We start from the raw sequence: 15,902 nt of genomic DNA on the forward strand, positions 1-15,902 counted from the left end.
AGTTTAATATTTCAATCTGCATGAGGGATAAAATGAATTACTCTGCAATACCATCCGCTGCTTTAGCAATCGCATTAAGTATTAGTACATCCAATGCAGAAGTTGAATCTCTTGATCCAATTAAGATAACAACGCATGACTGGTCTGGGCAAATCATCACCACCACGATTATGGGCGAAGTGCTTAAACGGGCCGGATACAACATTGAATATGTGCAAGCAGATTATATTGCCCAATTCGCTGGATTAAAGACAGGCGATTTACACGTTGCAATGGAGATCTGGGAGACGACAGGCCGCGAAGCAATGGATGAAGCTATTGAAACGGGCAATGTCGTGAGCCTGGGTGAAAGCGGCATGATTGCCATCGAAGAATGGTGGTATCCTTCTTACATGGAAAAGGTCTGCCCTGGCCTGCCCAATTGGGAAGCACTCAAGGAGTGTTCGGAGGAGTTTTCAGTTGCGGAAACGGCTCCATTGGGGCGGTATCTCGGTGCCCCCGTGACATGGGGTGGTTTTGATGAAGAACGAATTGAAGCGCTAGAGCTTGGCTTTGAGGTAATTCATGCAGGCACTGACGCAGCTTTGTTTGCCGAGTTAGAATCTGCATATCAAAGAAAAGCACCCATTATTTTGTGGCTCTATGAACCACATTGGGCCCCTGCCAAATACGAGGGAAAGTTCATAGAGTTTCCGCCCTACTCCGCTGACTGTTATCAGGCCCCTGCAACTGGCATAAATCCAGAAGCTGCTTACGATTGTGGCAAGCCGACAGGCCCAATTTGGAAAGTTGCATGGGCAGGTTTAGGTGAAAAATGGCCGGGCGCCGCCAAAGCGATCTCCAGCTTTAATGTCAGTAACGCTGAAATGAGTGCAATGATCACCAAAGTAGATTTGGAAAGCCAGTCTGTAGACGCTGTTGTTGGCGAATGGCTCAAAACCAATGAAGACAGATGGAACGACTGGATTAAATAACACTCTGCAATGAATAAGTCCCTACAGCGGACCTATTCAATCCTTTCAGTTTAAATTCACGTCCCTTTCAAATGGCAGAATTCCCGGAGATGGTCCATGAACCAGTCTGTGCTTTTGGATTGCCAGGGCCTCTGGAAAGTCTACGGTCCCAATGCTGAGAAATTCTTGCGCGGCCAACTCACGTCAATAGATCAAACAGCATTGGAAAAGGCGCACCTGACAGCGGCGGTTCGTGATGCAAACCTCCAAATCCGTAAAGGCGAAATTTTCGTTATTATGGGCCTCTCCGGTTCTGGAAAATCCACCTTAGTGCGTTGTCTATCCCGCCTTATTAAGGCGACCGCAGGCTCAATTCGCTTTGAGGGGCAAGATCTTATTGGAATGTCTGAGCGTGAGTTGATCGAAGTTCGCCGCAAAAAAATGGGTATGGTCTTTCAGCATTTTGCGTTGCTTCCCCATCTGACTGTGCTGCAAAATGTCTCTTTCCCACTGGACGTTCAGGGAGTTCGCCTCACGGAGCGTGAAGTCCGGGCACGAGAGATGATCGACCTAGTGGGGCTTACTGACCGCGAAACAGCTTACCCACGGGAGCTTTCTGGTGGTCAACAACAACGCGTCGGTATCGCCAGGTCACTGGTTGGGGACCCGCATCTATGGTTTCTGGACGAGCCTTTTTCCGCCCTTGATCCCCTTATCCGGCATGAGATGCAAAACGAATTCTTGCGGCTTCAAAATAAGCTTCACAAAACCATTATTTTCATAACGCATGATTTCGAAGAGGCAGTTCGCCTAGCTGATCGAATTGCTGTGATGAAGGATGGTGAAATCGTTCAGATCGCAACCCCAGAACAGTTGGTGACCAGTCCGGCCACTGATTATGTCGAGGAGTTTACGCGCCACATTCCTAAGACCAAAGTCATTCAGCTTGTAACCATCATGCAAGAAGGGTGTCCGGCTGGATCTTATGCCGGTGATCTGAAGCAGAGCCTGAAAGTTGCCGATGTTGTCACACAAGTCGGTCAAACCAGTCGGCCATTTCGAGTGCTGGATCATGATGGAACTCCTGTGGGAACCGTAGACCGCCAAAAGCTTGTCAGCATAATGCTTGGACAGGAGTTGGTGGAATGAGCATCCATTTCCCTAATGGTCTTCGAAAGCCTGTCTACTTCTGGCTCTTCCTATTCACTTGCACGTGGTTGCTGTCCAATTATTCATTCACACTTTACAAAGCACTCGGAGCAAGGTGGATCATCAAGTTCCCCAGCGCATGGGAATGGCAGCTGGATGTTTGGATCAGTTCTTTCATGACATGGCTCGTGGAAGATGCCGGGTTTGGCCTGTTTACTTTTCGCCAACTGACCCGGTTTTTATCTGCTCTGATTGAGGCTCCTTATAACGCAATGCGCGCATTACTCGCAGACGGGTTTAATTCCGGTCTCGGCCAGCACGCCGTTGAAATCTTCCCTGCGATGAGCTGGGTTGCCATAACACTCCTTCTGGTCTTGTTAGCACTATGTGTAGGCGGAAGATCTCTAGCCCTCTTGGTTGGCGGCTGTTTTCTTTACTTAGCTACCTTTGGCCAGTGGCAAAGCGCAATGGTTACCTTAGCCTCGATCGCCATTGCTGTGCCGATTGGCGTCATAGGTGGGTTGGTTCTTGGAATTCTGGCTTACCGCTCAGAGCGTTTTGAAAGGCTACAACGCCCAGTCCTTGATCTTATGCAGACGGTCCCTATCTTTGCCTATCTCGTACCGATTTTATTTCTTTTCGGCTTTGGCCCCGTCTCTGCATTAGTTGCCACCATTATTTACGCCATGCCGCCAATGGTTCGAGTTGTTCTTGTTGCCTTACAATCAGTACCCGAACCTTTGCATGAAGCTGGCCGCATGGCTGGGTGTACCCCACGGCAAATGATGTGGAGGGTGCTGTTGCCCTCCGCTCTCCCAACTTTGATGGTCGGCGTCAATCAGGTCATTATGCTCTCCTTAAACATGGTGATCATTGCATCCATCATTGGAGCGGGCGGTCTTGGTTACGATGTGCTCGCAGCCTTACGCCGATTGGATATTGGTGGTGGCATCGAAGCTGGTATGGCGATTGTCGTTATCGCAATTGCGCTGGATCGCTTAAGCCAAGCGTTTACAAAAAGCGACAGCTCCCCAAATCAAAGCTTCGGATTTGTACGCTCAAAGCCGCTTTTGTATTTTGTGATTGCACTGATGGTCACGATCACCATGGCGTTACTAGGGAAAGTCTGGCCAGTAGTTCAAAACTATCCAGAGCCCATGGTGTTAACAACCGGTAGATTTTGGGATGAGGTCATCAAGTGGATTAATATCAACTTCTTTGAGGTCTTTGAAACTGTCAAGACGGCTTTGCTTACCTATTTTCTTCTTCCCGTAAAACGTTTCTTTGTCGGCATTCCCTGGGCTTGGGGCATTATTGCACTTGGGTTGGCAGGATGGCGAGTTAGCGGTGCGAAACTGGGGCTTTTATGCGCTGCTCTGGCAGGCGCTATCGCCGCCAACGGCCTATGGAGGGAAGCCATGATAGCCGTATATCTTTGTGGTGTTTCTGTGTTGCTCGCAACCGCAGTTGGCATACCGCTAGGAGTCTGGGCTGGGCAGTCTGAAAGTGCGAACAAGATACTCAGTACACTGGTTGATACGCTGCAAACGCTCCCTAGTTTCGTCTATCTGATCCCGGTGGTCATGCTCTTCAGGGTTGGTGAGTTTACCGCCATGGTCGCTATCGTGATTTACGCAATGGCCCCTGCCCTGCGCTATGCAGCCCACGGAATTCGTGAGATCAATCCGCAGGTTATTGAAGCAGGTAAAGTATCTGGATGCACGCACTGGCAGCTTTTGTGGCGGATCAAACTGCCCTTGGCTGTTCCCTCACTTCTCTTAGGCTTGAACCAGACAATCATGCTGGCCTTATCCATGCTGGTGATCACTGCATTGGTCGGAACGCGGGATCTGGGTCAGGAAGTTTATATTGCGCTTACAAAAGCGAATACCGGGCAAGGCATTGTAGCAGGCCTTGCTGTGGCCTTCATCGCAATAATCGCGGATCGGATTTTATCCGCCCTTGCGAAATCCTCTCAAGCAAGATTGGGGCTGGTGACATGACCGAGACATTGACTACGGAACTTGCCGTCGCAAAAGCACTTGAATTACCGTTTTGGAAATCGCCAAGTAACGCTGAAATATTGGGCGGTGGGATCACAAATTTCAACGTAAAAGTCACGGATGAAGGGCGCACCTATGTCGTTCGTCTTGGGGAAGATATTATTGAGCACGGCGTGATGCGGTTCAATGAGCTATCCGCCTGCCGCGCTGCACATGCCGCAGGAATTGCTCCTGCTGTGCGTTATTTCCAAAAAGGCGCGCTCATTCAAGATTACATTGAAGCAGAACCTTTGAATGAAGCCGGTATTCAAGACCCTCAAACTCTTAGTTCAATAGCGCAGCTCCTCACGAAGGTGCACGTGGACGCGACAAAGCTCATACGCGGGCCTGTTCTCGCCTTCTGGGTGTTTCATATTTTGCGCAATTATGCAGAAACAATGCAACTGATGGATTCAGATCACCGTCACAGGTTGAATGCGCTCATGCTCAAGGCAGAAAAGCTTGAGAATGCAGTTGGCAACGTACAATTAGTCCTGTGCCATAACGACCTTCTTCCAGCAAATATTTTAAATGAGAATGGCAGGTTCTGGCTGGTTGATTGGGAATACGCTGGACTAAATTCTCCTTTGTTTGATCTTGGAGGTTTGGCAACGAATGCAAGTCTGTCGGAAGGACTGCAAAAATTACTGCTCGAAACATACTTTGATGCGCACGTCTCTGATGAGCTCTGGGCGCAATACAGTGCAATGAAATGCGCCTCCTTACTGCGAGAGAGCATGTGGAGCATGGTTTCTGAGCAAACTTCCAAAATTCAATTCGATTACGCCAGTTATACCAGAGAGAACTTGCTCCGGTTTGAACGTGCTTACGCTGCGCTGCAATTAGGGTGAGGTGAAATGAGAGAATTACCAAAAACGGCTCAGGCTGTAATCGTCGGCGGCGGCATTGTTGGGTGTTCTACCGCTTATCACCTTGCAAAACTGGGATGGGATGTTGTTTTGCTGGAACGCAAGAAGCTGACATCCGGCACGACCTTTCATGCCGCCGGGCTGGTAGGGCAATTGCGTTCAAGTGCAAATATCACTCAGCTTCTTGGGTACTCAGTTGATCTGTATAAGCGTCTTGAAGAAGAGACCGGCCAAGCAACCGGCTGGAAAATGAATGGTGGCCTTCGTCTTGCTTGCAACCAGGAACGATGGACCGAAGTTCAGCGCCAAGCAACAACTGCCCATTCCTTTGGACTGGATATGCAACTGCTTACCCCTAAGGAAGCGCAGGATCTCTGGCCTTTAATGCAAGTAGATGATGTTGTTGGGGCCGCCTTTTTGCCCAGTGACGGTCAGGCGAACCCCTCCGACATTACCCTATCACTTGCCAAGGGTGCTAAAATGGCAGGGGCTCAGATCTTTGAGGACACAAAGGTTCTGAGCGTTGATGTCGAAAAAGGAATAATCAAGGGCATCGAAACCAGCCAGGGCCGGATCGAATGTGCTGTTGTGGTTGCTTGTTGTGGGCAGTGGACTCGGGAGTTTGCCAAAAGTGTTGGTGTAAATGTTCCCTTAGTTTCAATGCAGCATCAGTATGTTGTGACTGAACCAATACCGGGTGTTCCCAAAAACTTACCTACGCTGAGAGACCCCGACCGGCTGACTTATTACAAGGAGGAAGTCGGCGGCCTTGTAATGGGCGGGTATGAAGCAAACCCACTTTCATGGGCTGAAGACGGCATACCAAAGGGGTTTCATTACTCGCTACTCGGAAGCAATTATGAACATTTTGAACCGCTTATGGAACTTTCCCTTGGCCGTGTACCGGCGTTGGAGACTGCGGGGATCAAAGAGCTCATCAATGGGCCAGAAAGTTTCACACCAGATGGCAATCTCATTATGGGGGAAGCGCCCGAGCTGAAGAATTTCTACGTCAACGCGGGCTTTAATGCCTTTGGCATCGCCGCAGGTGGCGGCGCTGGAATGGCACTGGCGCAGTGGATCGCAAAAGGCGAGCCTCCTTTTGATCTATGGCCGGTCGATATTCGTCGTTTTGGGGCCCCACATTTTGATAGTGACTGGATACGCACACGGACCACAGAAGCCTATGCCAAGCACTACACCATGGCTTGGCCAAGTGAAGAACATGAGAGCGGGCGCCCATGCCGTAAATCGCCGCTGTATGAATATTTGAAAGCTGATGGAGCGGTCTTTGGTGAAAAGCTAGGCTGGGAGCGGCCCAATTGGTATGCGGATATCGCGCAAGGTGAAGAGCAAAGGGACATTTATACCTTCGCACGGCCCAACTGGCATACCCCTGTTGGCCGAGAACATGCAGCGGCACGATCATCCGCTGTCCTTTTTGATCAGACATCATTTGCCAAATTCACTTTGAAGGGACCTGACGCCGTAGATGCGTTGAGCTGGATTGCCGCAAACGATGTAGACAAACCGATTGGAACCTTGATCTACACGCAGATGCTGAACGATCATGGTGGGATCGAATGCGACCTCACCTGCGTGCGTGTCGCAGAAGATAAGTACTACATCGTCACTGGAACCGGTTTCGCAACGCATGATTTTGATTGGATCTCCCGAAACATCCCCAAAGCTATGAATGTACAGCTGGTAGATGTTACATCTGCTTACTCCGTCCTCTCTCTCATGGGCCCAAAGGCTCGCGAGATTTTGGAGTGCGTGACCCGAGACGATGTCAGCAACGAAAGTTTCCAATTCGCCCAAGCTCGCAAAATCGGAATAGCTGGCTGCCCAGTCAATGCTTTGAGGGTAACCTACGTTGGTGAGTTAGGCTGGGAGCTACATTTGCCAGTAGAGTATGCCAGCACCGTTTACGCCGCATTACATGAAGCCGGAAGAGAGTTTGGTTTGCGCAATGCCGGTTACCGGGCCATTGAAACACTTCGCCTGGAAAAGGGATACAGGGCTTGGGGCAGTGACATAGGCCCAGACCATACACCAGAGGAAGCTGGTCTTGGCTGGGCAGTCAAATTGCAAAAGAACACGGCATTTAAAGGCCGCAGCGCCATAGAACAGCAAAGAAGCCATGGCATTAAAAAGATGCTTGCGACATTCGTGGCAGATGGCGACATCATTTTGTCAGGCCGCGAAACGATCTATCGTGATGGTGTTCGTGTTGGCTGGTTATCATCTGGAGGCTTCGGCCACACACTGCAAAAATCAATCGGTCTGGGGTATGTTCGAAATGCAGAAGGTGTCGATGCCGACTTCGTGCTTAGCGGAGAGTATGAGTTGGAAGTTGCTACCCACAGGGTCCCGTGTACAGTACATTTATCTCCCTTATATGATCCTAGGATGACCCGAGTGAAAGCTTGATATATTGTCGATAGTTTGTTCACGCGACCAATCTACTGATCTGCCTTTTGACAAAGTACGCGACCAAAATACTGTAGTTCTCAAGCGTTTAATAGGACAGTCGAAAAGGTGAAAGCTCGCTAGCAAAACACCTCATCCAGCATATGATTAAGGGACTTGGGAGCGGCGTCAGCAGTTCAATCAAGACCAGCTCAGCACAGGAGCTCACTAGCAAAGTGTTTTGTGACCCGCGTTGATCACAAAAACATCGCGACTAAGTATCAAGGGTAAACGCTACATCAAGCGAGCTGGCACAACAGCCATTATTGTGTATCCCCCAGCTCAATCGGCGTCGCATCAAACACTAGTCCTGGCACAAGGGCAAATGTACCCAGCGTTTCCTTTTTCGCTGCAAGCGACAGGTAAAGCGTACCCAGATGTCCAATTTCCATAACCGCATAAAGGTAAGGGTCATCAGGCGTTCCCGCCCCTGTTGGGGGTTCTATTTTACCGCTTGCCAGACTAACGACTGCCGCTCCCCACGCACGCAACATTTCGGGGTCACCGGCTATTTTGTGCACCCAGGTTTCTATGGTCTCTGGAAAGTCTCCACCATTTGAAATCAGGGAAAACCAGTCGATCGCAGCCACTTCACCTAAGCTGCCGACATGACCGCCCAAGCCGAGCGCTGGAAACAGAAGCGGGTTCCATTTGCTCAGCTCATTCGCCGTATCCAAAGCCGCGTTAGCTTCACCCGTTTTCAGGCCGTGCAACGCATTTTTGAGGCAGGTATTAAGGTCCTGATCCAATTTCGTGAGCTGTTTACGCAGCTGGGCAACCGGGTCCTTAAGCCACTCTTTGCTGAGCTTATATTCGTGTGGTGCATCCCCTGCAGGAATAAGCAATCCCACAAGCAGTCCAAACTCCAGCACAGAACGGTCAAGCTCATCCGCTTTTATTGTTTTTTTCACGCCTTCACTCCTCAAACTGGCAAAACTGACAGAGTATGAGGGAGGACGAAGCCTCTTGCTTTTCGTGAATACGCCTACACCCTAGGGGCAGTGATGAGATGCAAAGCCTGTTAAAAATCATGCAGCTTACGCCAGCAAGCTCACCAACCATTCCGCTAAACACATCAACGTCACAAGGACTGATCTGGAAAATTGTAGGATTAAAGACAAAAGCTTAGGGGCACTCTAAGAGCGCATATAATCACCAAACACTCAAAGTCGTGTGTTCACATTTAGACATGGCTTACCTCAAGGCCAATATTTTCACGCCCTTTCCAGATTTTACCAGTAGATCAACAACACCTGTGCATCTGTGAAATGCATAATTGAGGAATATCACGCCTCCATAGGAGCCTTGCAATGAGCGATAAAAACCCAAGCGCAGGTGAAGACTTGAACGCCCTTCGCGGCATCATCAGCACACACAAGTCTGAGATAGAAGATAACGCGATTTTACGTGATAATTTTAAAAAGCTGGAAGCGAGTCTGGCCCACAGAGAAAAAAACACACTCACAGAGAAGCGGCAAATCCTTGAGCACATTTTAAGCGAGCTGGGAGAATCTGCAGAAGATATCCTGCGCATGTCAGAGGAAAGCCCACAAATAGATCATCATGAGGCAGAGACATTTCACCATCTGGACGAGCAAGAAACACTTCGAGACTCCCTCTATAGGTTTCGCAGAACCTACCTGAACTGAAGCCCACCCTACGCTGAGCCACTTACAAGGATAATCGTCTATCGCCGCGCCATCACCACTGCGCACTGCTGGAAGCGCAATCTTTGTATTGAATAATAAAGTGACCATCAGCAACACACTCGTCAGTTGTCAATTCAACAAAACAGTGCGTTGCCAATGGCTGATTGGAAAACCCGTCAAAACACCAGCGTTCTTTCGGGCAGTCGGCTAAGTCAGGCAGTCACAGTCGCCGCAGCATCTTGTGCACCAAGTGTGTAAGCCTCCTCCAACCATAATGCTCGCTGTTCAACGCTGGAGCTCACCAGTGGGGAGTACAAATTGAACGCGTTTTCCTCAAATCCGATAAAGTCAAAGACCTGATTTTGCATGACTTTACGATGGGCAGCTTCGTAAACCCCGTTGAAATACTTTTCGGGCGTGTTTGCTGTAACGAGAAGGCGGGCTGAGCGGCCCTTTAAAAGCTTGGTCGGCAGCGACTGCCCCTCTTCATATTGATAGGCAAAACCTGTGGTAAGAGAGCGATCAAGAAGAGACTTCAGTTTACCCGGCATACTGCCCCACCAAAGCGGGTGGAAGGTTGTCCAGTGATCGCACCACATCAAATTGTCCTGAAACTCCAAAATATCTTTTTCTATCTGCTCTCGTGGCAACGCAAAAATGCCCTCGTCAAAATTTGGATTGAAAACCATGCTTTCCAGGTTTGTAAAGCGCACATTGGCACCATGCTCTTTTGCGCTGTCGACATAGTTTTTCGCAAGCGCCTGGCCAAACCGGCCTTCACCCATGTGAGCTGAGAGTACGAGTATGTTTTTCATTTTTGATTCCTAAATTTGACTGCGGTCAATTAATTAGAATAAGAAATGACCACAGTCAATTATTTTTTTGACCATAGTCACTTTTCAAAGAGAGAAGGGAAATTTGATGCTACAAGCCACGCAGAAACGCGCCCAGAAGACACGCGAGCGAATTCTGGAGGCAGCCGAGCATATGTTTGAGACAAGTCGTTTTGATGCAGTCAGCACCGAAGCAATCGCAGAGGCCGCAAATGTCTCCAAGGGGACAATTTTTGCACACTTCACAGACAAGCTCGGCTTACTGGCAGAAGTCGGTCTGCGCGATTTGGATGTGCGCTTGGAGGAGCTGGAAAAAAGGCTCTCAGAGGCTCAAGCCGATTGCGACACAGAAGAGGAAATCATCAATGTTATTGCGCAGTTTCTAAACTACTTTGAAAAGCAGCCGTATTTCCTACGTTTGTTTATTGATGAAGCTGGATGGAAACAAAGCGCCAAAGCAGAGATGTTCGACAAGCTTGTCTTGCGACAACAACAGCTCTTAACAGCTTGGGTGGAGCTGGGTCAAAAACAAGGAACAATCCGGGTCGCTGATCCTTGTATTTTGGGCAGTGCGTTGCGCGCGTTTCTTCTGCACGTCTCCATTGGCCGTGTATGTGGAGAAAGCACATGCCAGGCTGAACAAATGGTTCAGTTGCGAGAACTGGTTTCAGTTTTGCTGTAAGTGCTGGCATTACCCCGGCACATAGGCCGGGGCTTAGCGAAATTACGCCTGAAAAACGCGGGTGTATTAGTCGCAGTTGATAGTCGTTTTGGTGTCCAGAGTGTAAGGCTCAGCATGAGCCCACTGACGGGTGAATTCGTCAGCCGCAGTCAAAGCATTGCCGTCGTCACTCATCTGGAACACAAACACTCCATTGGCGCTCACACGGATCAAATCATCTTTGACCTCATAGCTATTGTTTACCATGAAGTCATCTTCGCCAGCAGCACTTTTGCCGTTACCGCAAAATCCAAAGCTCTTCGTAAAACCTGCCTTATTGGTGTAAACCCCTTTAACACCTTCCAGCTCCAACGCTGATGCAGCACCCAGCGAGCCCATGTTCATTACTGTTGCAACAATCGCAATATGTACGAATGGAATACGCATTTATCTTTTCCCTCAGTTTGCACTGAGGGGCTAATATTAGCCCACCCTTGCCTCACCAAGAACAAAACCAAGAAAATTCGCTTTATCCAAAATATTTATTAGTAATTTCATATAGCGCTACTCTGAGGTGCAAACACACAGCGCTCTACTGACTCTTCAGATATGTATTTACACGCATCACCTTCTTTAAATAACCACCTGCCCATGCAGAATTATTCAAACCAAAACAAGTAATCACAAGGAAACGAGAGAGATTTAACGTATCGCGTTAGGATTCAATAACTGTCACTGCACCCAATTGCAGCCACTCATTATGCATGTGCTAAAACATTACCTTGCACGATCGAGGGGAAGCTATGACTGAAAAACAGCAAAACACCTCCGCCCATACAAAAGACAAGATGGCGCGTCGTTACGAAGACGGCGCTGAGCATAAGCACGACAAAAACCATCTGGAGTATGAGCGCGGGCATAAAACTCACCCAGCCACCCAACATGGCGGCAATCCAAATGGACACAAACACCCCCACAAAAACCGTGCAGGGAAGAGCCACTCAGACAACGCGCATCATCAAACCAAAATGCGAGATCACAAAGAACACACCCGCGCGCACCACAGAAAAGGCTCTCACTAAAAGTGTATCGCCTATAGGATGACACAAAAAAACACCCCGACCATTTCTGATCAGGGTGTTTAATCATTTTCGGGTTTCTATAGGCTTAGCTAAACAGCAGCCCATAAACCATCACCCAAAGCACAGCTGTCGGCGCGACAATCCGCATAATCCATTTGAACGCAAGCATCAAATTGAAGCTTAGGCGTCCCTGATTGGTCAGCTCGTTACCAACCTTTTCAAGCCCAACCCAACCAGCAAACAACGCGGTCAAGATACCACCGATTGGCAAAGTGTAAGCATCTACGCCGTAAGCCATGAGGTCAAAGATGTTCATGTCAAAGAACTTAATATCACCCCAGACACCCATCGCCAGTGAACATGGTACGCCCATCAAAAAGATCACAAGCCCTACCGCTGTTGCAGAGAACTTACGCCCTACACCAAAATCCTCAGCAAAATAGGCAACTGGAATGGCCAGCAGCGAGATGGAGGAGGTCAGCGCTGCAATCAAAAGCATCGCGAAGAAGAGAATCTGGAAGAAGTAGCCACCAATCATCTCACCAAACACAGCCGGAAGCGTGATGAAAGTCAGGCCCGGCCCTGCAGCTGGGTCCATGCCAAAAGCATACACCGCAGGAAGCACCAGCAAGCCGCCCAACACAGCAACCATCGCCGCAAGGAACACAACCCAGTAGGACGCATTGGGAATATCAGCATCACTGTCAAGGTAAGACCCATAGGTGACCATCGCACCCATACCAAGGGAGAGACTGAAGAAAGCCTGTCCGAGAGCTGCACTTACCATCGGTCCGTCAACCTGAGACCAATCCGGCTTCAGGAAAAACTCAATTCCTTCCCAAGCGCCAGGCAGTGTCACACTGCGCGCCACGAGCACGATCAGCAACACAAACAGAAGGGGCATAAGCACCTTAACTGAACGCTCAATGCCCTCAGCAACACCCGCAAGCACAATGCCGATCGTCAACACCATGAACACACCATGGTAGAAGATTGGCTCACCAACGCCGGTAACAAGGTCATTAAACTGGCCCGCAAGCTGATCAGGCGCATCAACGTGGATGCTGCCGGCAATACTTTTGACCAGATAGGCAATCGTCCAACCACCCACAACCGAGTAGAATGAGAGGATCATAAAGCTGGTGACCACACCCAGAACGCCTGTCGTCATCCATCGCTTACCACCCAAGGCCCTAAACGCACCAACAGGGTTTAGCTTTGCAGCACGACCGATACCTATTTCTGCCATAATCAAGGCAACACCAATCGTTCCCATGATGATGAGATAGACTGCAAGAAAGGCACCGCCCCCTTGCGTCCCTGCCAGATATGGAAACTTCCAGATATTACCCAGACCGACCGCAGAGCCTGCGGCAGCCATAATGAAGCCAAAGCGGCTTCCCCATTGCTCACGTTTCATTATTATTATTGCCGATCAACATGTGATGGTTTGTTTCAATCAAGCATCAAGGCTTGAAATGAATTCGTCTATCTGGCTGTTTTGATGAAATTTTTAGCCTTGTTGATCAGACATTTTGTCACAGGTAAAACCACCTACACCAAAATAAATAGTATTTTTGCGGGTGCAGCTTTTAATATTATCCTCAAATATGGACAATTATACCTATATACTCTTCATTCTAGGCACGAATACGATTTTTATATCGGATTTTCAGCATTTCCAGCCACCACAGAAAAGAGCTGTGACAGCTTAAAGCAATTTACTGCCTTTATGGGCGGCCCACATTTTTTTCTAAAATGCTCCCGAAATTTCCCACCACTCATATAAAAAGCATCGCTGGGACGATGCTTTTTGTTTAATTCGCCATCACACTACACCTTACGGCTGAGGCCACTGTATCCGGACATGGCGGTATCTGGCCTGCTTACCGTAATCAAGACAGGCAATCTCACGTGGCAGTCTGGCATTCATAGAATGCACCCAGTAGCGTTTAAGCCGTCTCAACATTTTAAGCTTCCTTATCGAGACAATATTAGCGAAGGGAATATGCCCAACGCGGCCACACAACGCCTTTTTTCAGCCCAGATTAAGTCCACCATGCAACAACTGATAAACAGCATAAAAAAAAGGCCACCAAAACCGGCGGCCTTTTCATTGTTTTTAAATGATGGTTTAAACATCAAAGGTTGCGTGCAGCATTACATATATAATTGCAATTGGCGCAACCACGCGGCACATCCACTTCCAAGCCGTCAGGTATGTAAAGGGTCGCTCACCTTCATTAGTGATTTCATTTACAAACTTGTCGTAGCTCACCCAGCCAGCAACCAGACAAGTCGCAACCCCACCAAGTGGCAGGAAGTAGTTGTCGGTAATGAAGCCCAGTAATTCAAAGAAGTTCATGCCAAAGAGGGTAAACTCACCCCAAATTCCCAGAGCCAATGAGCTTGGAACACCAAACAGGAAGGTTACGAGGCCAACCCAGATGGTTGCGGACTTACGGCCAACGTTAAATTCTTCGCACACGAACGCCACAACAACCTGCAGCAATGAAATTGCTGAAGTAATGGCAGCAACAAACAGCAATACAAAGAAGCAGAGCTGAATGAACATTCCAAAAGGAAGCTCCGCAAAAATTGCAGGCAGCGTGATAAAGGTTAAGCCTGGTCCCGCAGCAGGGTCCATATTAAATGCAAACACAGCCGGAAGGATCAGGAAACCAGCCAGAACGGCAACAAGCAGGTCAAGACCAACAACCCACATAGCAGCATTAGGAATACTCTCCTTTTTACCAAGGTAAGAACCGTAGGTAATCAACGCACCCATACCAAGAGAGAGCGTGAAGAACGCCTGCCCAAGCGCCGCACTCACCATATCTGCATCCAGATGAGACCAGTCAGGTACCAGGAAGTATTTTACGCCCGCCATCGCGCCCGGGAGTGTCAGCGAGCGAACCACCAATAGTGCAAGTAATATGAACAGAAGCGGCATCATGATTTTGGAGGCTTTTTCAATCCCCCCAGAAATACCCCTGATAACAATCAGAACCCCGATAGCCATAAAGGCACCATGATACACGATTGGCTCAATCGCACTTGAAACAAGCGCACCGAATTGTTTTTCAAACTCCGCACCGGTGTAACCGGAAAAACCACCGCTTACGGTTTTCACGATGTAGGCAACGGTCCAGCCACCCACGACCGAATAGAACGAGAGAATTAAAAACGCAGTCAGAACTGCCAGTAACCCAAATATGGACCAGCCACCACCAGCTGCACGCTTAAAAGCGCCAAATGGGTTAGACTGAGCCTGTCGGCCAAGAGCAATTTCCGCGATCATGACGCACACGCCAATCGCGATCAAAAACGCGACATAAACGACGAGAAACGCCCCGCCGCCTTCTGCGCCAACCAAATATGGAAATTTCCAGATATTACCTAATCCAACAGCTGAACCAGCAGCTGCCAAAATGAAGCCGATACGACTTCCCCAATGCTCTCGTTGCATGTGACCTAAGCCATTCTTGTTGATTTTGCTTGAGTGTATTTGGAAATCAACTTTCGTAAGTCGCCAGATTCTAGCAATATAATGCCAGAGATACACCCCTTTTGTGCAACAGAGTTTCTCATACCTAACTATTTGGTGTCACGATGCCCATAAAATTGTAACACTGATTACTACGGGTGTTTTGCTGAGAATTTTTCAACATTATAAGTAGTACTGATTACTTTGAGTGCTTAGTAATCAGTACTATCGGTAAATATGTAGATCTCAATTACATTTGGAACACGAGTCGGGCCACATCTCCAAGTTACAAAGAGAAGCGATATTGGAAACAATTTCCGAGGCCCCAGACTGCTTGGCGCTTTGACAAGCCGCATTGGCACTGCTCTTTGAGAACCTGCCACCTGAGACAATCGAAAGCGGGAAGCTCAAGTCGCTGCGCTGATAAGTTAAACTGCTCTGACCACACTTAAGCATTGGAAAGGACCCACTGTCGCTACTGCCATCGGCATAAAGCACGTCAGAGCGGTTGCAGTAGTCAGTCATCGGGCGCGGTTCTTCAGCATAGCTTCCTGACGCAGCCATAAACACACCGGCCAGCAAAAGGCCGAGACACCAACTGATACGCATTTTTCTTCCTTTTATTGTTGGTCCCACACACGCCTATTCGTGGCAGGGCACTTTTAAGGACGAAACAACGGCTCAGTTGTGAAAATGCAGATTGCC

The 15,902-nt window shown here is 48.8% G+C and carries 14 protein-coding genes; 8 read left to right on the plus strand and 6 right to left on the minus strand.

Features of this window, described 5'->3' with window-relative positions:
- Window positions 1-32: 32 nt before the first annotated feature.
- The 5 genes from BMZ51_RS12585 (at window position 33) to BMZ51_RS12605 (ending at window position 7,446) form a co-directional block, all read left to right on the plus strand.
- Entirely contained in the window at window positions 33-974 is a 942-nt protein-coding gene (locus tag BMZ51_RS12585; RefSeq protein WP_068001684.1) for an ABC transporter substrate-binding protein, read from the plus strand.
- Between the two features lie 96 nt (window positions 975-1,070).
- Window positions 1,071-2,102, plus strand: coding sequence for a quaternary amine ABC transporter ATP-binding protein (locus tag BMZ51_RS12590; protein WP_068001687.1), 1,032 nt, complete (start codon window positions 1,071-1,073; stop codon window positions 2,100-2,102).
- Entirely contained in the window at window positions 2,099-4,105 is a 2,007-nt protein-coding gene (locus tag BMZ51_RS12595; RefSeq protein WP_068001692.1) for an ABC transporter permease, read from the plus strand. The genes BMZ51_RS12590 and BMZ51_RS12595 overlap by 4 nt, the downstream gene beginning before the upstream one ends.
- Window positions 4,102-4,995, plus strand: coding sequence for a phosphotransferase (locus BMZ51_RS12600; RefSeq protein ID WP_068001695.1), 894 nt, complete (start codon window positions 4,102-4,104; stop codon window positions 4,993-4,995). Before BMZ51_RS12595 ends, BMZ51_RS12600 begins: the two co-directional genes overlap by 4 nt.
- Window positions 4,996-5,001: 6 nt before the next feature.
- Window positions 5,002-7,446 carry a GcvT family protein gene (locus tag BMZ51_RS12605; protein WP_068001697.1) on the plus strand — a complete coding sequence of 815 codons (2,445 nt, stop codon included), beginning with the start codon at window positions 5,002-5,004 and terminating at the stop codon, window positions 7,444-7,446.
- 302 nt (window positions 7,447-7,748) lie between these two features.
- On the opposite strand, the gene BMZ51_RS12610 is transcribed toward BMZ51_RS12605, so the two are convergent.
- On the minus strand, window positions 7,749-8,396 hold the full coding sequence (locus BMZ51_RS12610; RefSeq protein WP_068001700.1) for a hypothetical protein: 648 nt from the start codon (window positions 8,394-8,396) through the stop codon (window positions 7,749-7,751).
- 399 nt (window positions 8,397-8,795) lie between these two features.
- On the opposite strand from BMZ51_RS12610, the gene BMZ51_RS12615 reads away from it, so the two are divergent.
- Window positions 8,796-9,134 (plus strand): hypothetical protein, encoded by a 339-nt coding sequence (locus BMZ51_RS12615; RefSeq protein ID WP_068001702.1) that lies wholly within the window; start codon window positions 8,796-8,798, stop codon window positions 9,132-9,134.
- Between the two features lie 212 nt (window positions 9,135-9,346).
- On the opposite strand, the gene BMZ51_RS12620 is transcribed toward BMZ51_RS12615, so the two are convergent.
- On the minus strand, window positions 9,347-9,949 hold the full coding sequence (locus BMZ51_RS12620; RefSeq protein ID WP_074882091.1) for an NAD(P)H-dependent oxidoreductase: 603 nt from the start codon (window positions 9,947-9,949) through the stop codon (window positions 9,347-9,349).
- A gap of 106 nt (window positions 9,950-10,055) precedes the next feature.
- On the opposite strand from BMZ51_RS12620, the gene BMZ51_RS12625 reads away from it, so the two are divergent.
- On the plus strand, window positions 10,056-10,649 hold the full coding sequence (locus BMZ51_RS12625) for a TetR/AcrR family transcriptional regulator (protein WP_068001708.1): 594 nt from the start codon (window positions 10,056-10,058) through the stop codon (window positions 10,647-10,649).
- Between the two features lie 66 nt (window positions 10,650-10,715).
- Here the strand turns inward: BMZ51_RS12625 and BMZ51_RS12630 are convergent, their stop codons facing one another.
- Entirely contained in the window at window positions 10,716-11,075 is a 360-nt protein-coding gene (locus BMZ51_RS12630; RefSeq protein ID WP_068001711.1) for a hypothetical protein, read from the minus strand.
- Window positions 11,076-11,431: 356 nt separating this feature from the next.
- On the opposite strand from BMZ51_RS12630, the gene BMZ51_RS12635 reads away from it, so the two are divergent.
- A complete protein-coding gene (locus BMZ51_RS12635) occupies window positions 11,432-11,710 on the plus strand; it encodes a hypothetical protein (RefSeq protein WP_068001714.1) in 279 nt (92 codons plus the stop codon).
- Between the two features lie 85 nt (window positions 11,711-11,795).
- Here the strand turns inward: BMZ51_RS12635 and BMZ51_RS12640 are convergent, their stop codons facing one another.
- The 3 genes from BMZ51_RS12640 to BMZ51_RS12650 all read right to left on the minus strand — a co-directional run bounded on the left by BMZ51_RS12640 (window position 11,796) and on the right by BMZ51_RS12650 (window position 15,806).
- Window positions 11,796-13,130 (minus strand): sodium-dependent transporter, encoded by a 1,335-nt coding sequence (locus BMZ51_RS12640; RefSeq protein ID WP_068001716.1) that lies wholly within the window; start codon window positions 13,128-13,130, stop codon window positions 11,796-11,798.
- A 714-nt stretch (window positions 13,131-13,844) separates the two neighbouring features.
- Entirely contained in the window at window positions 13,845-15,179 is a 1,335-nt protein-coding gene (locus BMZ51_RS12645; RefSeq protein WP_068001718.1) for a sodium-dependent transporter, read from the minus strand.
- Between the two features lie 264 nt (window positions 15,180-15,443).
- On the minus strand, window positions 15,444-15,806 hold the full coding sequence (locus BMZ51_RS12650) for a hypothetical protein (RefSeq protein ID WP_068001721.1): 363 nt from the start codon (window positions 15,804-15,806) through the stop codon (window positions 15,444-15,446).
- Window positions 15,807-15,902: the final 96 nt, after the last annotated feature.

Origin of the sequence: Pseudovibrio axinellae (assembly GCF_900110875.1) — a bacterium.
Classification (GTDB): Bacteria; Pseudomonadota; Alphaproteobacteria; order Rhizobiales; family Stappiaceae; genus Pseudovibrio; species Pseudovibrio axinellae.